The organism is Burkholderia aenigmatica (assembly GCF_902499175.1).
Classification (GTDB): Bacteria; Pseudomonadota; Gammaproteobacteria; order Burkholderiales; family Burkholderiaceae; genus Burkholderia; species Burkholderia aenigmatica.
Genome location: NZ_CABVQC010000056.1, coordinates 1 through 19,280, shown reverse-complemented (window position 1 = coordinate 19,280; position 19,280 = coordinate 1). Strand labels below are relative to the sequence as shown.

At 67.8% G+C, this 19,280-nt stretch carries 20 protein-coding genes; 17 read left to right on the top strand and 3 right to left on the bottom strand.

The annotated features are described in order from the left end of the window. Positions 1–7: 7 nt before the first annotated feature. From gspG to BDO18943_RS30960, 6 genes are all read left to right on the top strand, one after another. On the top strand, positions 8–475 hold the full coding sequence (gene gspG / locus BDO18943_RS30985; RefSeq protein ID WP_175025274.1) for a type II secretion system major pseudopilin GspG: 468 nt from the start codon (positions 8–10) through the stop codon (positions 473–475). Positions 476–479: 4 nt separating this feature from the next. After that, positions 480–986: a prepilin-type N-terminal cleavage/methylation domain-containing protein gene (locus tag BDO18943_RS30980; protein WP_235996233.1), complete on the top strand. Its 507-nt coding sequence runs from the start codon at positions 480–482 to the stop codon at positions 984–986. A 183-nt stretch (positions 987–1,169) separates the two neighbouring features. Next, a complete protein-coding gene (locus BDO18943_RS30975) occupies positions 1,170–1,916 on the top strand; it encodes a secretin and TonB N-terminal domain-containing protein (protein WP_175025272.1) in 747 nt (248 codons plus the stop codon). Between the two features lie 6 nt (positions 1,917–1,922). Beyond that, the gene (locus BDO18943_RS30970) at positions 1,923–2,471 is read left to right on the top strand and encodes an RNA polymerase sigma factor (RefSeq protein ID WP_043177401.1); all 549 of its coding nucleotides are present in this window, start codon (positions 1,923–1,925) and stop codon (positions 2,469–2,471) included. 11 nt (positions 2,472–2,482) lie between these two features. Further along, on the top strand, positions 2,483–3,478 hold the full coding sequence (locus tag BDO18943_RS30965) for a FecR family protein (RefSeq protein WP_175025271.1): 996 nt from the start codon (positions 2,483–2,485) through the stop codon (positions 3,476–3,478). Positions 3,479–3,735: 257 nt separating this feature from the next. Beyond that, on the top strand, positions 3,736–3,987 hold the full coding sequence (locus tag BDO18943_RS30960; RefSeq protein WP_175025270.1) for a FecR/PupR family sigma factor regulator: 252 nt from the start codon (positions 3,736–3,738) through the stop codon (positions 3,985–3,987). A 265-nt stretch (positions 3,988–4,252) separates the two neighbouring features. Here the strand turns inward: BDO18943_RS30960 and BDO18943_RS30955 are convergent, their stop codons facing one another. Further along, positions 4,253–5,077 (bottom strand): hypothetical protein, encoded by an 825-nt coding sequence (locus BDO18943_RS30955; protein WP_175025269.1) that lies wholly within the window; start codon positions 5,075–5,077, stop codon positions 4,253–4,255. Positions 5,078–5,259: 182 nt separating this feature from the next. Here BDO18943_RS30955 and BDO18943_RS30950 point away from each other — a divergent pair, with 182 nt between their 5' ends. Both BDO18943_RS30950 and BDO18943_RS30945 read left to right on the top strand, forming a co-directional pair. Continuing rightward, a complete protein-coding gene (locus BDO18943_RS30950) occupies positions 5,260–6,897 on the top strand; it encodes a transposase (RefSeq protein WP_175025268.1) in 1,638 nt (545 codons plus the stop codon). A 43-nt stretch (positions 6,898–6,940) separates the two neighbouring features. Beyond that, a complete protein-coding gene (locus BDO18943_RS30945) occupies positions 6,941–7,138 on the top strand; it encodes a hypothetical protein (protein WP_175025267.1) in 198 nt (65 codons plus the stop codon). Between the two features lie 16 nt (positions 7,139–7,154). Here BDO18943_RS30945 and gspK read toward each other — a convergent pair whose 3' ends face one another. Together gspK and BDO18943_RS30935 are read right to left on the bottom strand one after the other, a co-directional pair. Further along, on the bottom strand, positions 7,155–8,150 hold the full coding sequence (gene gspK, locus BDO18943_RS30940; protein ID WP_175025266.1) for a type II secretion system minor pseudopilin GspK: 996 nt from the start codon (positions 8,148–8,150) through the stop codon (positions 7,155–7,157). A 36-nt stretch (positions 8,151–8,186) separates the two neighbouring features. After that, positions 8,187–8,750, bottom strand: coding sequence for a hypothetical protein (locus BDO18943_RS30935; RefSeq protein ID WP_175025265.1), 564 nt, complete (start codon positions 8,748–8,750; stop codon positions 8,187–8,189). A gap of 650 nt (positions 8,751–9,400) precedes the next feature. On the opposite strand from BDO18943_RS30935, the gene BDO18943_RS30930 reads away from it, so the two are divergent. The 9 genes from BDO18943_RS30930 to BDO18943_RS30890 all read left to right on the top strand — a co-directional run. Continuing rightward, the gene (locus BDO18943_RS30930; RefSeq protein WP_175025264.1) at positions 9,401–10,573 is read left to right on the top strand and encodes a TIGR03032 family protein; all 1,173 of its coding nucleotides are present in this window, start codon (positions 9,401–9,403) and stop codon (positions 10,571–10,573) included. Continuing rightward, entirely contained in the window at positions 10,570–11,220 is a 651-nt protein-coding gene (cysC, locus tag BDO18943_RS30925) for an adenylyl-sulfate kinase (protein WP_175025263.1), read from the top strand. The genes BDO18943_RS30930 and cysC overlap by 4 nt, the downstream gene beginning before the upstream one ends. Positions 11,221–11,371: 151 nt before the next feature. Then, positions 11,372–13,024 carry a ShlB/FhaC/HecB family hemolysin secretion/activation protein gene (locus BDO18943_RS30920; protein ID WP_235996231.1) on the top strand — a complete coding sequence of 551 codons (1,653 nt, stop codon included), beginning with the start codon at positions 11,372–11,374 and terminating at the stop codon, positions 13,022–13,024. Positions 13,025–13,090: 66 nt separating this feature from the next. After that, positions 13,091–14,896 (top strand): DUF2341 domain-containing protein, encoded by a 1,806-nt coding sequence (locus BDO18943_RS30915; protein ID WP_175025262.1) that lies wholly within the window; start codon positions 13,091–13,093, stop codon positions 14,894–14,896. A gap of 18 nt (positions 14,897–14,914) precedes the next feature. Next, entirely contained in the window at positions 14,915–15,325 is a 411-nt protein-coding gene (locus tag BDO18943_RS30910; protein WP_043177386.1) for an ExbD/TolR family protein, read from the top strand. Positions 15,326–15,329: 4 nt separating this feature from the next. Then, positions 15,330–16,028 carry an energy transducer TonB family protein gene (locus tag BDO18943_RS30905; RefSeq protein WP_175025261.1) on the top strand — a complete coding sequence of 233 codons (699 nt, stop codon included), beginning with the start codon at positions 15,330–15,332 and terminating at the stop codon, positions 16,026–16,028. 92 nt (positions 16,029–16,120) lie between these two features. Continuing rightward, entirely contained in the window at positions 16,121–17,932 is a 1,812-nt protein-coding gene (locus BDO18943_RS30900; protein ID WP_175025260.1) for a putative porin, read from the top strand. Positions 17,933–17,944: 12 nt separating this feature from the next. Then, on the top strand, positions 17,945–18,628 hold the full coding sequence (locus BDO18943_RS30895) for a hypothetical protein (protein WP_089452510.1): 684 nt from the start codon (positions 17,945–17,947) through the stop codon (positions 18,626–18,628). 59 nt (positions 18,629–18,687) lie between these two features. Then, positions 18,688–19,280, top strand: a 593-nt coding sequence (locus tag BDO18943_RS30890; RefSeq protein ID WP_175025259.1) for a YbjN domain-containing protein, incomplete at its 3' end; no start/stop codon positions are given.

Here is a 19,280-nt window from a genome sequence, read left to right as displayed (position 1 = left end):
ATGCATGATGACGGGGCCCAACGAAACCCGAACGCGGTACGCCGGCTATGTGGGACGCCGCACGCAACGCGGCTTCACGCTGATCGAGATCATGGTGGTGGTGGCGATCCTCGGGATTCTCGCGGCGCTGATCGTGCCGAAGATCATGAGCCGTCCGGACGAGGCGCGCCGCATCGCGGCAAAGCAGGACATCGGCACGATGATGCAGTCGCTGAACCTGTATCGCCTCGACAACGGGCGCTATCCGTCGCAGGAGCAGGGGCTGACCGCGCTGGTCCAGAAGCCGGCCGCCGATCCGGTGCCGAACAACTGGAAGGACGGCGGCTATCTGGAGCGGTTGCCGAAGGATCCGTGGGGCAACCCGTATCAGTACCTGAACCCGGGCGCGCATGGCGCGATCGACGTATTCAGCTACGGCGCGGACGGCAAACCGGGCGGTGAGGGGAACGATGCGGACATCGGCTCGTGGCAGTGACGGCATGCCCGGCGTGAACAGGCGGGTACGGCACTCGAGCACCGCGCGTCATATGGAGGCGGGCTTCACGCTGCTGGAGATGCTCGTCGTGCTCGTGATCGTGGGGCTGCTGGTCGCGGTCGTGACGCTTGCGCCGTCGCGCAATCGCCGCACCGATCTGGCAGAGGAGGCACAGCGCCTGGCGAACCTGCTCGAATCGGCCGGTGACGAGGCGCAGGTGCGGTCGATTCCGATCGCGTGGCAGCCGGTCGGCGGAGGCTATCGCTTCGTGCAGCGCACCGAAAGCGGTACCTGGGCCCCGATGACCGACGACCTGTATCGCGCACGCCGCTGGGGAACCGAGGTGACGGGCGTGTCGGTACGCTACACAGGCGGCGGTGAAGTACCGTCGCGCGTCGTGCTCGGCAGCGAAAGCATCGACGTGCCCGTGACGATCACGCTGTGGTCCGGTGACGTGCGGATGGCCGTCGTCGGCACCGGCATCGGCAACTTCGTCGTGCGTCGGCCGTGAGCGGCGCCCGGCGCCCGGCCCGCCCGCGATGCGCGAACGCGCCGCGGTTGAATCGCATCGCTGCACGCTTCACCTGACTGTCATAGTGCCCGCTCACAATCTGACGTTCGTTTGCCGCGGAACCGCTCACGGGGGTGCGCGTTTCGCACGGCAACGTGCAACTCCACTTCCGTCCAGGGATTCATGACTCGTTCACGGGCGCCGACCGGTGTCCTGGCGTTCGTCGCGTGGCTTGCGTTCGTCGTGCTGTGCATGCGCGGCGTACAGGCGCAGGAGACCGGTTCCAGCGGCCGCCAGCCGGGCAGCATGGTGCATTTCGATCTGCCCGCGCAGCCGCTCGCAAAGACCTTGCAGGACTTCGCGCGGCTGACCGAGCTGATCGTGCTGGCGCCGGCGCCGCTGCTCGACGGGCGCACGAGTGCGCCGGTCCAGGGCGAATTCGCGCCGCGCGACGCGCTCGAGCGGATGCTGGCCGGAACGGGATTGCGTGCGGAATTCTCGCGCCCGGACGAAGCGATCATCGTCGCGCAGCCGGCTGCCGAGCAGGCACCCGCGACGGCCGACCTGCCGGCGGAGGCGGCCTTGCCGATCGACGGGATCGGCGATTCCGGCGATCGGCGCGCGTTCGCGGGCATGCTGCAGGCGCATCTGATCGATGCGCTGTGCGGGCAGCCGGGGGCGGTGCCGGGCAGCTATCGACTCGTCGCGCAGGTGCGCATCGACAACAGGGGGGCGGTGGTGGCGGTCAACATGGTGGCATCGAGCGGTTCAGCCGCCCGCGACGCGGCGGTGATGCGTGCGTTGCGCGCATTGAAGCTGGACGACGCGCCGCCTGCGGACCTGCCGCAGCCGGTCACGATCCTGCTGCGGCCGGCCGGCAACGGCGTGCATTTCCGCTGTCCGGCGCCGCAGCCGGTGGTCCGGGGCTAGGCCGCGATGACCGACAGCAACCGCACCGGGCTCAGGAAGCTGCTGGCGACGCGCTACGCGTACCTCGTCAGGCGCCTCGAGCGTGTGACCGGGTCGAAGGACGGCGCCGCCGACGCACTGCACGAAACCTGGCTGCGCCTCGAGAACGCGAACGTTTCCACGCAGGTGACGAACGCGGACGCCTATATACTCGGGATGGCGAACAATGTTGCGATCGACCAGCATCGCCGCGAACGCCGGCATCTGCACGACGACGATGTCGAGACGCTGCTCGAGATGCCCGACGAACTGGCCGATCCCGAGCGTATCGTCGCGGCGCGCCGCAAGGTCGAGACACTGAAGGACGTGTTGCGCGGCCTGCCGCCGCGGCGCCGCGCGATCCTGTTGGCCGCCCGTGTGGACGGCCTGCTGAACCGCGAGATCGCCGAGCATTTCGGCATTTCGCTGCGGCTCGTCGAAAGCGAGCTGAGTGCGGCAATGAAGTACTGCCTGCAGCGCATGCAGGAAGATGGTGATCCGTACACGGGCACGCGAGGCGGCCCGCGTAAATTTTGAGCATCAGGACGATGACGAAAGCCCAGGCCGAACCTGCCCACGACGAACTCGACGAAGCGAGTGCGTGGCTGCTGCGTCTGCGCTCGGGAGACGCGAGCCAGGCCGAAGCCGATGCGTTCGAGCGCTGGTGCGCCGATCGTCCGCAAGCCGCCGACCTGCTGCGCGATACCTGGCGCTCGCTGCGCACGGCGGCGACCGAACTCGCCCACGAGGAACGCGCGGCCGCTGCCTGGGCAAACGTTGCCAAGCGCGAGCGCACGATGCGCACCGGGCGGCGCGCGTTTATCGGCTTCGCGGTGGCGGCCGGCGCGTCGTGGCTTGCGCTGCGCCCGCCGATGCAGTTGTGGCCGTCGCTCGGCGATCTCGCGGCCGATTACCACACGGGCACCGGCGAGCAGCGCAGCGTCGCGTTGTCGTCGCGCGTGACGGTCGAACTGAATACGCAGACGCGTCTCGACGTGCTCGCCGCGGGCGATGCCGCGCACGGCGTCGAAGTCGTCGCTGGCGAGGCGGAGATCGATGCGGCCGTGCCGCCGGCCGGCCGCGCGACACCGATCCAGCCCGTCACCGTGGTGGCGGGCGGCGGCCGCATGCAGGCCACCGTCGCGCGCTTCAACGTGCGGCGCACGGGTTCGCAGGTCTGCGTGACCTGCCTGTCGGGCACGGTCGCGCTCGAGCATCCGCGCGGCGCGCGCACGCTGGCGACCGACGATCAGGTCGTCTACGACGATCGTGGCGTGCAGCCCGTGTCGCGGATCGATCCGGGCGCCGTCAGTGCATGGCGGCGCGGCATGCTGGTGTTCAACGGCGTGCCGCTCGCCGATGTCGTCGACGAGATCAACCGCTACCGGCGCGGCAAGGTCATCCTGCGCAGCGCGTCGCTCGGCGAGAACCGCATGCAGGCGCAGTTCCCGATCACGCGGCTCGACGACGTGATCGACATGGTCGGCCGTCTGTATGGCGCGCACATCACGCGCCTGCCCGGCAACATCGTGCTGCTGAGCTGACCGGCTTCCCGCGTTTTACTTTTCCTTCTTCCTTCCGCTGGCGATGCGTTCGCGTCGCTTCCGGCTGTCCGCGCGCTGCGGGTTACGGCCGTCCGATACGACTTGATCAATGAGGGCCGGCAAACGCCGGGCTGTCTGTCATGGCGGCCCGGTGTGACGTCGTCGGACCCGAGGCGTGGGTGGCAAGCGCCCCGGTCGTGCAGCGATGCGCGGTGCGGGGGAGGTGTGTCGAGGGAGCTTCGGGCGGTGGCGTGATCATGAACGAATCGCAACGGGAGTCGGATCCCGGCGACGCGACTACGCGCGCCGATGCGATCCGCGAGGGCGCCGTGCGCTGGCTGCTGTGGTTGCGCGCCGGCGACACGACGGAACAGGAACTCGACGCCTTCGCGCGCTGGCGTGCGCAGAGCGACGAGCATGCGCGCACGGTTCGCGAGCTGATCTGGATGTGGGCCGTGCTGGAGGCAGTCGGCCGCCAGGCGCCTGGCGGGTCGACGCGTACGCATTGATACGGCGGCTTGTCGTGCGCACTGGTGTGGTGCGCATTCGCATTTGCGCCGTGGCACGCGCGTGCTGAAAGAAAGTATGCGGGTTAGGCGGGCCCGCTTCGACCTTGTATATGAGAGAGCGAGGGGGCTGTACAGAGGGGCTGTAAAGCGGAGACCGGGGAACGGAGGTCTGAATGGGCTTCCGGATCACCGCTCACGCATGGTGGCGGGCGTGGCCGAGTACGTGCCGGCCGCGTCACGCAAGCCCGGATTTACGACTCGGGATTCAGGAGGGCGGCCCGGGCTGCAGGCCGGCGCGTGCGCCGTGCCAGGCGGCGTCGAGCGGATCGCCGGCATCGTGCAGCGGCTCGCGCAGAAAGGGAAAGCGTTCGACGAACGGTGCGGATTCTTGCAGGGCCACGATATGGTTGACCATCCATTGCAGCAGTTCGCCGCCGTGCCGGACCTGTTCCGGGCGCCAGTCCGGCATCGTCGAGAAGAGGGCCGAGAAGCCGCTCCAGCGCGACGGACGGTCGTTGTCGCCGGGCCGGAAATAGGTGTTCATCGCGACATCGCGCGCATCGGTCAGCGTACCGACGAACAGCCCGTGCGGCGTCGGCACGCCGATCTGCTGCCAGCCTTCCGCGAGGGCGAGCGAGCGCATCACGCGTGCCGCGACGAACGCGATGCGCGATTCATGCTCGATTTCCGCCAGCGACATCACGCCGTTGCGCTGCATGCAGCGCGCGACCGCATGCGGCCGGATCACGTTCGACGCGAAGCTGCGCAGCACGAGGTCGGGCACGGTCAGTTGAAGCTGGAATTCGCGCAGGCCATGCTCGGCGCTCATCGTCGAGAAGTTGACGAACAACCCTTCTGCATGACCGAGCGCGCCGACGAACGGCTCGAGCCCGAGGCGCGCGAGCTTCGGCGCGATCTGGCGTTCGAGCAGCCGCATCAGGTTGCGGCGGTTGCGCACGCCTGTGAAGTCGTCGAGGCCGCGCGTGACCACGTCGCTGATTTCCCAGCGACGCTCGTCGGCGACGAGCCGCGGAGAGCCGCTCAGGTCGAACCGGGCGCGGCCATGGGCCACGCGGGGATCTACGTACATGCCGGTGCCTCGTGCATCGATTGCGGGCGGACCGCCGCGGCGGCGCGCCGTCGCGCGGGTCCGGTCGCCCACGATGCTGCGGCGTCGACAGCGCTCCGTCAAGTGCGGACGGGGCGCGACGCACGCGTGCGCATGCCGTCCCGGCGGCCCGCGCGCTCAACCAGACAGTGTGGGGTAACCCGATGATGCGCACGATCGTGGAACGCTTTGTCGAGCAGAGCCCGATGACGATCATGGCGCGGCTCGTGCTGCAATGCGCGCTGCACGACGACTGGGTCGGTGCTGCGGCGGACGCCGGCGAGGAGCCCGATGGCGAGTCGATCCGCGAGGCGCTGTTCGCCGTCGCCGTCGACGCGCTCGCGTCGATTGCCGCGTGGCAGCGGACGCCGGATGCCGCCGTGGCGGCTGCGCCGGGGTTTGGCGCGGCCGTGGCGGGATTGCACGACTGCATGAGTCGGTGGCGGTCCGGCTGGGGGCGCGCGCTGGCAAAGGACAGCGTCGAACTGCTGCTGCCGGTCGTGTCGGTGCGAAACGTCGACGGTGAGCGTGCAGTCGACGGGATGCGGCTGCGCGTGCTGGACGGTACCGGCGAGGCCTGCGCGCCACGGGCCGACGGATGCGACTGCGGGCGCGCGTGCGATGACCCCGCGCGCGATGCGGCGGCGGGCGGTGCGCGCGTCCTGCCGGTTTACGATCCGGATCTCGGGATGATCGTCGACCTGCTGCCGTGCGAGCGGGGCCGGACGCACGAGCGTGCATTCGTCGGCGCGCTGCTTGAAACGGTCCGGCCCGGCGAGCTGTGGATCGTCGACGGGCGCTTCGATACGGACGCGCTCCTTTCTGGATGGCCGCGTCGCGGCGGCGCGTTCGTGATGCGTGAATACGGCCGCTCGGCCGCGTGCCGGCCGCTTGACGACTGGCAGGAGGGCGGCGTGTTCGACAACGGGCGCGTTCGCGAACAATCCGTCGGGATGGCCGGCCAAGGCGGCGTGTCGGGCGCGTTTCGGCGAATCGAATGGCACAGCGCCGAGGCGCCCGGCGAAATCGTCACGCTGTTGACCGATCTACCGGCCGAGCGTTTCGACGCGCCGCAGGTCGTGGCGCTGTCGTGCCGGCGCTGGCGCGATGCGATGCCACTGGCGCTTGACCTCGTCACGGGCGGCGCGCCGTTCGGCGCCGTGCCCGCACGCGCGGCACTGCTTGCGAGCGGGATCGCCGCGTTCGCATACAACACGTTCAGCGTGATGACACGCGTCGTCGGCGCTGCGCTCGATCTCGATGTGCGTGACGTCGACCGCCTGCCGTCACTGATCGCCGACGGCGTGACGGCCACCTATGCGGGCATGATGATCGCGCTGCCGCCGGATTGGTGGCAGCGATACGACCAGTTGCCCGCGACGACGCTCGGCCAGATCGTGCGGATGCTCGCCGTGCACGTCGACCCGCGCAGTGAGCGGCGTCGGCGCCGCGACAACCGGCTGTCCGCGAAGTCGCAGGCGTTGCTGCGCGCAGCGACGCTCGAGCGCCTGATGCACGACGACGGCGACGATCCGGCCGCGAACGTGTTCAGCCTGCGCACGATCGCGATGGCGACGCGCGACTTCAGCAGCAATCCGTCGAAGGCGCTGCGACATGCGGGCGAGGCGCTCGTGATGGTGACCAAGTACAACCGGCCGATCGCGCTGCTCGTGTCGATCGACGACTGGAACCGGCTGCTCGGCGAAGTGCGCGAGACCAGTTTCTCGCGGCTGTCGTTCGATGCGGCGGTGACGCCGCAGGGGGGGCGTGCGGTCGAGTTGGGCGAGTTGTCGCAGGTCTAGCGTTCCGCTCCGGCCCGGTCCGGTATCCGGGGAGTCCGCATTCATGCGGGCCGACGATCGTTTGTACGGTATGGATGCGCTCGTCAAAGGCCGTTTCGTGAACGGCATGCCGATTCACGTCGTCCGAGGCGTTTGCCCGATTCAGCAACTGCGTCTTGAACGCGACCACGGATCCGGTCTGTGGACGATGCAGGGTATCGACCAGACCGACATGAAGCCCGTCGGCCCGTGTACGCATTGAGGCCAGCCCGTCGGCTTCAACTCGTGAGCCGCCGTACCCAGACGACCGACGTCCACGCGAAATTGCCGCTGCCGTAGCGCGCGATCAGCGTGTCGATACGCGTGTTGATCCGCGCCGAATGCACGCGGCAATGCACGATGAAATAGCCGCTGTTCACGCCGACGGCCGAGCCGTCAGGCAGCGTCGGGTTGCCGCCCTGCGCCGGCAGCAAGTATTCGGCGATGTCGCCGGTACTGACGAAATAGGCCGTCGCGCGCCGGTCGACGAGCCGCTTGGCCTGACTCTGCGACAGCGTCGGAATCGCGGCGACGAGCACGGGTTCGGCCGCGGTGTTCGCGTTGACGACGGTCAGGTCGGGCAGGATCGTCACGAATGGCGCGATTGCTTCGATCGTACGCGCGTCGTAGCCGGGAATGCGCGCGAGATCGTCGACGGACATGAGCTGCAGCGGCCAGCCGTCCGGGCCGTTCGCGTCGCGCAGCGAGCGCAGCATGTAGTCGGCCGTCGATTGCGCGAGCGCGGGATCGAGCGACAGCTGGCCGAGCAGGCGCCGGTACGCCAGCACGCCTTCGCCGCTGGACTGCCACGGCTTGCCGGGCGCGGCGCGCGATACGAGGTTCGTCAGGTTGAAGCGGGCCTGCGCGTCCTCGACGCTGCCGGAGATCCACGCGCGCGACAGCTCGGCGTTGACCGCCAGCGCGTCGGACGGCAGCAGGTCCGAGAGCGGTACGTCGGCGACCGGTGCCGACCATGGCTGGCCGACGAACGTGACGTTCGACGTCGCGCTTTGCGCGCGCAGCGTCGCGCGTGCCCACTCGACCGCGGCGCGCTCGATCCACATCGTCTGCGTCGCGAGCCGCTGGTTCTCGACGTCGCGCGTCGCGACCTGCTGGCGCCACAGCACGCTGGCGGCAAGCGTGGCCGCCAGCGCGACGACGAGCAGCACCGTCACGATTGCGATGCCGCTTTCGCGTCGTGCGCGCGCCGTTCTTCCTGTCCCGTATCGATGCATCCACGTGCCTCCGCAGTGTCTGTCGGCGCGGTGCGCTCACACCTCGAACGCCAGCCACGCATGCGCGATGCTCGCATGCGCAGATGACGTGACGCCGAACAGCGCGGCGAGCCCCGCGACCCAGCATGCGAGCGTCGCGGGACGCATGCCGTCGTTTGCAAGCGGGCCGACCAGGCTGGCGATCGCGTGCGTACGCCACAGCAGCAGCACGAACAGCGCGCAGCCGACGGCCATCGCGATGCCGAACATGTGCGCCGCGACCGCCGGACGCCGCGTGAACGGCATGCGGTGATGCCGCTGGTTCGTCGCGACGATCGCGACCCCGTTTGCGATGGGCACGATCGCCATCGCGAGCCCCCAGAACAGTGGCTGATCGCTCGACGGATTGATCAGCAGCAGCGTGCCGATCATCCAGATCGGCGGCGCGAGCAGCGTGAGTACGGACCATGACAGCAGCTGCCACGCGAGCCACGGCGCGCGCCAGCGCAGCGGCGGGATCAGCGCGGCATGAGCGGCATGCGGAAGCGGCCGGCCCGGCATTCCGGCGGCGCCGGACAATCGCCCGGCAAGCCACCGTACGAGCATCGTGGCGAATGACATGGAGGGTCCTGTCGTTGACGTGTTCCGTTCTCAATAGCTAGGACGAAGCGGGCAGCCGCAAGCCGCAGGATTTCGTGCGTACCGGCGTTTTGCCGCGCTGCGCATCGCGACTCCGCCGTGCCGCGTAAACGGTCTCGACGTTCGCTTGCCGCGCTTCGCGAGCGTTTCGTGAATATCTTCAGCGGAATGTCACAAAAACTTCCCGGTTGAAACCCGAGGATTGTCGGGCCGCTCGCTGGCACGGCGCGCTTTTTGCGCGTCGGCCGGCCAGATGGCGACACGTTTGCCGGCCGTCCGCGCGCAACGGCGGACGCCGAGCGCCGCACGTCGGCCAGGCGACGACACGTACACGAAACGGGGGCCACGCAAGGTCATGCGCCGCATCTCGCACGTCTTGCGCGAGGGGCGGCTGCGCACGCATTGCCGCCCGCTTGCGTCGATCGTTTGCCCGTGCAGGCGGATCGATCGACGCCACGCCAAAAAAACATTGCGGCAATGCGCGCTTCGTTCCGTCTAGGTAGGTGGGAGCTGCGACTTGGTGCGCCGTACGCGGCCCCGTTCGCGACCGGCGCACATGCGTCGTGGCGGCGCGCGGGAGCACGCGGACATGCGCATTTTTTCTCATCAGGCGGCGTGAAGCCGACAGGTGCATGACAGTGGAACAGTTCGAGGAAACCCGGCCGGCCGGCGATAGCGGCACGCCATCTGACGACGTGTCGGCACGGCAAGCGGAAGCGCTGTCGCCGGTCATCAACCTGCGCGACACTGGGCGCTTCCTGCAGGTGCTCGAGGCGCTCAAGTGCTCGCTGGCCGTGAGCCGCCGCCCGTCAGGCGTAGCCGTGATCGGCGTTGACGACGGCGTTCCCACACTGTCAGCGTGTCTGTTGCCGCGCTCGATGGGGATGGCCGTGTCGGGCAACCGGCTTGCGGTCGCGACGATGCACGAGCTGATGGTGTTCGCGAATGTGTCGACGCTCGCGCCGCGCTATCCGGCTCGCCCGGATCGCTACGACGCGATGTTCGTGCCGCGCATGTCCTACTACACCGGCGATCTCGACCTGCACGACATGGCGTTCGACAAGCACGTCCTGCTCGCGGTCAACACACGTTATTCATGCATCAGCGTGATCGACGGCTATTTCAATTTCACGCCGATCTGGCAGCCGCCGTTCGTGACGGAAACCGCGCCGGACGATCGCTGCCACCTGAACGGCATGGCGTTCGCCGATGGCAAGGTTCGGTTCGCAACAGCGCTCGGCATGAGCAACGAGCCGTTCGGCTGGCGGAGCGGGATGGCAAACAGCGGCATCGTGATGGAGGTGCCGTCCGGCCGGGTCGTCGCATCGGGGCTGTCGATGCCGCATTCGCCGCGCGTGATCGGCGGCCGGCTGCATGTGCTCGAAGGCGGCCGCGGCCACGTGCTGCAGATCGATCCGCAGTCCGGCGCACGGCGTGTGCTCGCGAAGCTGCCGGGGTTTACGCACGGTCTCGCCGAGTACGGTGGCGTGTTGTTCGTCGGGCTATCGAAGCTGCGCGACAAACGCGGCCCGCAGGGGTTGCCGATCGAAAGCGAATCGGATGTGCTGGTCGCGGGGGTTGCCGCGCTCGACGCGAACACCGGCGACGTGCTCGGCATCCTTCAGTTCTTCAACGGCGTCGACGAGATCTTCGACGTGCAGGTGCTCCCGAACGTGCGGCGTGCCGAAATCCTGAGCCCGCATCAATGGGCCGAGACACCGTCGATCGTGACGATGCAGGGCGGCTTCTGGCAGACGCGTCCGCGCGAGGACGACGAACCCGCGAACACGGGGGAGCGGGCGTGATGAAGATCGAACGTTGCGGGTTTTCCGGCGTCGTTTCGTCCTTATCGGTAGACGGGGCTCACGCAGGGTGGGGGGGCTCGCCGCAGCGGGCCGGCGGGGTGCTGTGGCTCACGGGGCTGTCGGGCGCAGGCAAGACGACGCTGGCCGATGCGGTGGCCGCGCAACTGCGCGACCGATGCGCGAATTCGGTGGTGCTTGACGGCGATCGGCTGCGGACCGGGCTGAATCGGGATCTCGGTTTTACGGTGCATGATCGTTTCGAGAACGTGCGGCGCATTGCCGAAGTCGCGGCATTGTTGAGCGAATCCGGCGCGCTTGCGATTGTCGCGGTCATTTCACCGCTTGCGGCGATGCGCGACGAAGCGAGAGCGATCGTGGGACCGGCATTCCGTGAAGTGTATGTGAGCACGGCGCTGGCCTGCTGCGAGGCGCGGGATCCGAAGGGACTGTATGCGAAGGCGCGGTGCGGTGCGCTGCCGGAATTCACGGGTGTTTCGGCGCCGTACGAACCGCCGGTGGCAGCCGACCTCGAGATCGATACGGGTCGTGCGTCGCTTGCGATGTGCGTCGATACGCTGATGCAGTTCGCGTGTGCGCAGTTCGATTGTCCGGTCGATGCACGGGCGGCACAGATGCGTCACGGCTAAATTCGGCTCGGAAAACGGAAATGGCATTGCGAAGATTATGCTAAGGATGACGAATAAATAGTCATCAAAGTGAAACAGGCATTTGATAGCGGAGCGAACGGCTGGTGCGGTGTGCTTCGTTGCGATCCGGAACAACAAAGGGGAATGGCGCATGCCGCCGAGAGTAGACCGCAAGTCACGTGAACGATGGCGGCTTAACTGCCGATGCCTGGCCGGTGTCGTGCTGGCCGGAGGGCTGGGCCTCGCGCCGGGCGTTCATGCGCAGGAAGCCGCGCCGGCTGCGAAGGCGGCACCGGCCGCGCCTCAGTCGTTCGACGTGAATGCCTTCGTGGTGCGCGGCAACACGACGTTGCCGACGCTCGAGATCGAGAAGGCCGTGTATCCGTTTGAAGGGCCGGGCCGCACGCTCGCCGACGTGAACGCGGCACGTGATGCGTTGCAGAAGGTGTACCAGGATCGCGGCTACCAGTCGGTCGTCGTCGAGCTGCCGCAGCAGCAGGTGAAGAACGGCGTGATCCTGCTGCAGGTGACCGAGGCGAAGGTCGGCCGCTTGCGGGTCGACGGCGCGAAATACAACTCGCCGCAGAACATCCGCGATGCGGTGCCCGCGCTGGCCGAAGGCCAGGTGCCCGATTTCAACCAGGCGCAGCAACAGCTCACCGACCTGAACCGCTCGGCGGACCGGCAGGTGATTCCGATCCTCAAGCCGGGCGCGCTGCCGCAGACGGTCGACGTCGACCTGAAGGTCGACGATCACAGCCCGCTGCATGGCTCGCTCGAACTGAACAACGACAACAGCCCCGGCACGTCGACGCTGCGCACGACCGCGAACCTCAGCTATTCGAATCTCTGGCAGCTCGGCCACGTGATTTCCGGCACCTACGTGCTCGCGCCGCAGCATCCGAACGATGCGCGCGTCTACGCGTTCTCGTATCTCGCGCCGATCAAGGATTCGCACTGGAGCTTCCTCGCGACGGTCGTGCATTCGGACAGCAACGTCGCGTCGGTCGCGAGCACCAACGTGCTCGGCAAGGGCACCACGTACGGCTTCACCGCGATCTATTCGCTGCCGGCGTCGGAAACCTACGCGCACTCGGTCAGCATCGAGATCGACCGCAAGCACTTCGACGAAAACGTGTCGATGCCGGGCCAGCCGAGCTCGACGGCGCCGCTGACGTACGTGCCGGTGACGCTGTCGTACAACGGGCAGCTGAGCCTGAAGAATTCACAGACGTCGTTCGCCGCATCGGTGACGACCAACCTCCGCGGCGTCGGCAGCGACTGGGCCGCGTGGGACAACAAGCGCTACAACGCGACGCCCGATTTCGTGTACGGCAAGTTCGACGTCAACCACACGCAACGCTTTGCGAACGACATGCAGGCGAACGCGCACGTGAACGCGCAGATCTCGAACTCGCCGCTCGTGTCGAGCGAGCAGTTCGCCGCGGGCGGGATGAACAGCGTGCGCGGCTACATGCAGGCCGAGGACACGGCCGACAGCGGCGTGATCGCATCGGTCGAGCTGCGCAGCCCGTCGCTCGCGAAGTGGCTCGGCGGGGCGGTCGGCAGCCGCGTGAACGAATGGCGCTTCCACGCGTTCTTCGACGCGGCGCACCTGTGGCTGCTGAGCCCGCTGCCGGAGCAGACGTCGCGTTTCAACCTGATGAGTGTCGGCGTCGGCACACGCGTGCAGATCATGAAGTATGCGAGCGCGGATTTCGAGGCCGGGTGGCCGTTGAAGGCGGGCGTCTATACGCGGCAGTACAGCCCGCGATTCGATTTCTACGTAAGGCTGGGTTTCTGACGGTTTTTTTTGATCGTGCCGGGGCGATGCGACGAGCGCGGCGCCCGCACATTCGGGGAGTGGATCGTGAAGCGAGTCTTGTTTTTCCTGTTGGCGGTGATGCTCGGCGTGCTGCCCGGCATCGCGAATGCATGGTGGCAGAACGACTGGTCGTACCGGAAGGCGATCACGATCGACGCGAGCGCGAAAGGCGCGAACCTCGCGGAATCGGCCGGCCGCGTGCCGCTGTTGATCCGCCTGCACTCGGGCAACTTCCAGTTCGACGGGCTGGCCGACAACGGCGCGGATATCCGCTTCGTCGCCGCCGACGACAAGACACCGCTGAACTACCACGTCGAACAATACGATCCGGTGCTCGGCGTCGCGCTGATCTGGGTGGACATCCCGAAGATGCCGGCCGGTGCCGCGGAGTCGATCTGGATGTACTACGGCAACAAGAAGGCGCCGGACGGCAGCAAGCCGGCCGAGACGTTCGATGCCGACTACACGCTCGTTTATCACTTCAACGGCGCGGCGGGCGCCCCGCCGAAGGATGCGACGGCGTACGGCAACAACGCGCAGAACGCGTCGTTCCGCACGGTCGAGGACGGCATCGTCGGCAAGGGTGCGCGGTTCGACGGCACGGGGTCGCTGACGCTGCCGGCGAGCGCGTCGCTGAATGTGCCGGCAGGCGGCAGCTTCACGTTCAGCGCGTGGGTGAAGCCGTCTGCGCTGGCGGCGAACACGCTGCTGTACAGCCATCGCGACGGTGCGAACGCACTGCTGATCGGCCTCGACAACGGCGTGCCGTTCGCGGAAGTCGATGGCGCGGCCAATAATCCTGCGCCGGTGCGTACGCCGGCTGCCCCGCCGGTCGCCGCGAACCTGTGGACCCATCTCGCCGTCACGGCCGACGGCAAGAGCCTGACCGTGTACGTGAACGGCAAGCAGGCCGCGCAGGTCGCAGCGACGCTGCCTGCGCTGAACGGCGCGGCGACGGTCGGTGCGGACACTGCCGGTGCACCGGCCGGGTTCGCCGCGTATGCGGGCGCGCTCGACGAACTGCGTCTGTCGAAGATCGCGCGCTCGCCGGCCGCGATCGCGGTCGACGCGCTCGCGCAGGGTTCGGAATCGAAGCTCGTCGCGTACGGCGCCGATGAAAAGCAGTCGGGCTTCGGCTTCGGCTACTTCGGCGTGATCGTGCAGTCGGTGACCGTCGACGCGTGGGTCGTGATCACGATCCTGCTCGGCATGGCGCTTGTGTCGTGGATCGTGATGTGGACGAAGGCGCGCTACGTCGGCACCGTCGACAAGGCCAACCAGTATTTCGTGCAGCGTTTCCGCGAAGTGGCCGGGCGTCATCTGGTCGGCCTCGCGCATGTCGACGAAGCGAGCGCCGACGGCCGCCGGCTGTACCAGTCGTCGCTGTACCGGCTGTACAAGGCCGGCGTGCATGAAATCCACAGCCGCGTGGACAACAACGGCCGCACGGTGATCACGTCCGAATCGATCGAGGCGATCCGCGCGTCGATGGACGCGACGCTCGTGCGTGAAAACCAGCGGCTGTCGAAGTCGATGGTGCTGCTGACGATCGCGATTTCGGGTGGCCCGTTCCTCGGGCTGCTGGGCACGGTGGTCGGCGTGATGATCACGTTCGCGGCGATCGCGGCGGCCGGCGACGTGAACGTGAACGCGATCGCGCCGGGTATCGCGGCCGCGCTGCTCGCGACGGTCACGGGCCTGTTCGTCGCGATTCCCGCGCTGTTTGGCTACAACTACCTGCTGATCCGCAACAAGAACGTGACCGCGAACATGCAGGTGTTCGTCGACGAATTCGTCACGCGCCTCGCCGAAGCGCACCGCGCGCCGGATCACGCGGTGCTGGCCGACTGACGCACGCAGGAGACCACCATGCAGGTTCAGGACGACGACAAGCCGTACGACGACATCAACATCACGCCGATGCTCGACCTCGCGTACGTGCTGCTGATCATCTTCATCATCATGACGACCGCGTCGGTGCAGGGCATCAAGGTCGATCTGCCGAAGGCGAGCTCGTCAGCGAGCCTCGCGAAGCCGAAGACGAAGGCGATCACGGTGGCCGATTCGGGGCAGGTGTTCCTCGACGCGTACCCGGTGACGATGGACGAACTCGAGAGCCGGCTGCGCACCGAGAAGGCGACCAATCCGGAGTTTCCGATCGTGTTGAAGGGCGACGCGGGCGTGCAGTACCAGAAGGTGATGGACGTGCTCGACCTGTTGCGCCGCCTCGATCTGTCGCAGGTCGGTCTCGTGACCGGCAAGGCGAAGCAGGGCGGCTGACGCGATGGAAATGACCTACAACGGCGGCCCGCCGGACAAGGGCCCCGGCCGCTACGTGAAGCCCATCGCGATCGCGCTGGTGCTCGCCGGCGTGGCCGCGCTGATCTGGCATTTCGCGGGCGACACGGCCGGCGTGAAGCGCGTGAGCGCGCCGCAGGTGACGACGGTGATTCCGTTGCCGCCGCCCCCGCCGCCGCCGAAACAGAAGCCGCCGCCCGAGAAGGTGAAGGAAGAGGTCAAGACGCCGGTCGACCGGCCGACGATCGCACCGAAGCCGTCCGAGGCGCCGAAGCCGTCGGACAACCAGCCGAAGCAGATGACGATGAATGCCGATGCGCAGGCGGGCACCGACAACTTCGGCATCGGTGCGGGCGACGGGTCCGGCATGCTCGGCAGCGGCGGGGGCGGGAAGTTCGGCAACGCGAGCTACGCGCAATACATGGTGTACGTGCTGCAGCGTGCGATCGAGCAGGACAAGGGCGTGCAGGAGGCCGGCGGCGCGCGTTTCGCGGGCAGCCTGAACCTGTGGATGGACTCGGCCGGGCGGATCACGAAGGTGACGATCGCGCAGTCGACCGGCGACGCGAAGATCGATACGGCCGTCGTCGCGGCGGTGGAAGCGCTCGGCAAGGTCGATGAAGTGCCGCCGCCGGCGACGTCGTATCCGGTGCTCGTCAAGCTCCAGGGACGCAAGCCGGCATGACGACGACCACGAGACATCACGAAAGAATCATGGGGCAGCGCCGTTGCACGGATGCTGCCGGAAAAGAAACGAAAATTGTTCGGAGTGCTTCGATGATTCGGAAGATGAACGGACGGGGTGGGGTGCCCCGCAACGGCGCGCCGCCCGCGCGCCTGTCGCGCGTCGGTGCGGCGGTGCTGACGCTCGGGCTGGCGTGCGCGTCCGCCGCGCACGGGCAGTCGCTCGAGGCGCAGGCGGCATCGGGGAAGGCTGCGCCGACTGAGAGCGTGGTGATCAACCTGATCAACCTGCTTGTCAAGCGCGGCGTGCTCACGCAGCAGAACGCGAACCAGCTAATCAGCGAGGCGCGTACCGAAGCCACGCAGGCCAGGGCGGCCCGTGCGTCGGGCGCACCGGTCGTGGCGGGCGGTGTGGTCAACCCGCCGACACAGCCGGGCGATGTCGCGGTGCCGTACGTGCCGCAGCTCGTGCGCGACCAGATCCGCGACCAGGTGAAGCAGGAAGTGATCGCGCAGGCGAAGGCCGAGAACTGGGCGCAACCGAACACGTTCCCCGACTGGGTGTCGCGCATCAAGCTCGACGGCGACCTGCGCGTGCGTGACGAGTACCACTTCTATGGCGGCCGCAACACGAACGGCGTGACGAATTTCGCGGCGATCAACCAGGGCGGCGGGTTCGACGTCAACTCGAACACCAACAACACGCAGATTCCTACGCAGAACACGCGGGAGAACCGCAACAACCTGCTGCGCTACCGCGCGCGGCTCGGCGTGACGGCGACGCTGTCCGACGAGATGATCGCCGGCATCCAGCTCGCGAGCGGCAACGACAACGGGCCCGTGTCGACCACGGCCACCGCGGGCGGCGGCTTCGCGAAGAAGAACATCTGGCTGAACAAGGCGTTCTTCGCGTACCGGCCGACGCCGTGGCTGAACCTGACGGCCGGCCGGTTCGACAATCCGTTCTTCAAGTCGGACCTGGTGTTCTCGGACGACCTGATGATGGACGGCCTCGCCGCGAACCTGCGCCATGCGCTGCCGTGGAATCCGGACGTCACGCTGTTCGGCACGCTCGGCGTGTTCCCGATCCAGTACACGAGCGAGAACTTCCCGTCGAACAGCACCGACAAGGCCGGCAGCGACACGAAGTGGATGTTCGGCGCGCAGTTCGGTGCCGACTGGAAGATCGACGCGAAGAACCGGCTGCGCGGCGCGGTCGCGTACTACGACTTCCAGAACATGCGCGGCACGCTGTCGTCGCCGTGCGCGCTGTATCTGGGCGCGACGAGCTGCAGCACCGACAACGAGGCGCCGGCATTCATGCAGGGCGGCAACACGCTGGTCGCGCTGCGCAACATCGTGCAGAACCCGAATCTCGCGCCGGGGATGACACCGCAGCCGCAGCTCTTCGGCCTGGCCTACAACTATCGGCTGCTCGACCTGAAGGCGCAGTGGGACACGGTGGTGGCCGATCGCTTCAAGCTGCGTCTCGACGGCGAATACGTGCGCAACCTCGCGTACAACGACAACAAGGCGTTCGCGGCGGCGTCGCTGCCGGTCAACAACTACGATTCGACGTCGGTGAACGCGACGCGCGCCGACTATCGCAGCGGCCCGAACGGCTTCCTCGCGAAGGCGACGTTCGGCGAGCCGGAGCCGCGCGAGAAGGGCCAGTGGAACTTCTCGATCGCGTACAAGTACCTGCAGCCGGACGCCGTGCTCGACGCGTTCAACGATCCCGACTTCCATCTCGGCGGCACCAACGCGCGCGGCTACGTGCTCGGCGCCGCGTATGCGGTCGCACGGGACACGTGGGTGTCGGCCCGTTACCTGAGCTCGAAGGAAGTGTACGGGCCGCCGGTATCGATCGACGTGCTGCAGATCGAGCTCAATGCTCGCTTCTGACCGGAGCCGCGGATGAACACGATCACTCGCACGATGTTCGCGGCCAGCGTGGCCGGCACGCTGCTGCTTGCGGCCGGCGGCGCACACGCGCAGAGCATCGAGGACAAGCTGCGCAGCCAGTTGCGCTCGACCGTGCAGGAGCTGCGCCAGTTGCAGGACAACCAGGCGCAGTTGCAAAGCGACAAGGTGGCGGCCGAGAAGCAGCGCGACGACGCGCTCGCGCAACTGAAGGCGATGCAGGGGCAACTGGCGGCCGCGCACGGCGACTCGGGCGCCGAAGCGGCCGCGAAGCGCGCGCTCGCGCAGGAGCGTGCGGGCCGCGAGCAGGACGCGAAGTCGCTCGCGAAATACAAGTCGTCCTACGAGGACTTGCTCGCCGTGTCGCGCGCCCGCGATACGCAGCACACGCAACTGCAGAAGGACGTGGCGGCGCGTGACACGCAACTGAAAACCTGCCAGGCACACAATGCCGAGCTGTATCGCGTGGGGCACGAGATTCTCGACGCCTATGAGCACGTCGGGATCGGCACGCTGTTCTCGTCGCGTCAGCCGTTCGCGCAGTCGGCGCGCGTGAAGTATGACGACATTGCGCAACGCTACGGCGATGCGCTGTATGCGGGCAAGTACGACCCGGCTGCGCGGCCCGTTGCCGCCACGCCGGCACCGGCATCGGCCGCTGCGGCGAACCCGCAGTGAGCGCGCGGCCCGCAGCCGGGGTCGAACCGATCGATTTGTTGAATACGGGGAACACAGACATGCAAGACAAGCAACCGAACGCCGGCGACGAACGCGCGGCACACGATGCGCCGATCGAAGCGATCAGCGCCGACCGCCTCGCCGACGTGCTGCGCCGCGCGGGCTACCGCGTGACGGCGGCCGAACAGAACGGCGCGGTGCAACTGATGAGTGCGAGCCAGGGCATCGGCTTCGCGGTGCGCTTCGGCAACCCGGCCGCCGTGCTCGCGCCGCAGGGGCCCGACGCATCGCCCGCGTCGCTGCTGTTCATCGACTACACGCTGTCGTGCGTGCTGCAGGTGCAGGGTGAATTGCCGGCCGAACTCGTCGCGGACTGGAACCGGACCAAGCGCTTCGCGCGTCTCGCGAGCCACGGGCCGTTTCTCGCGCTGGAGATGGACGTGGTCGTCGCGGGCGGCGTGTCGGAGCGCTACCTGCGCTCGACGATCGAACTGTGGGATCGCCTGATCCAGGAATTCCTGCTGCACCTGCGCAATCGTCCTGCGATGGCCGAGCAGGAAGCGGCGGCGCGCGCGGCGGCAGGCGATCCGGCCACCGCGTCGGCCGCCGAGGCGGCAGCGGCAGTCGCCGGGCTCGAGGCCACCGCGCAGTG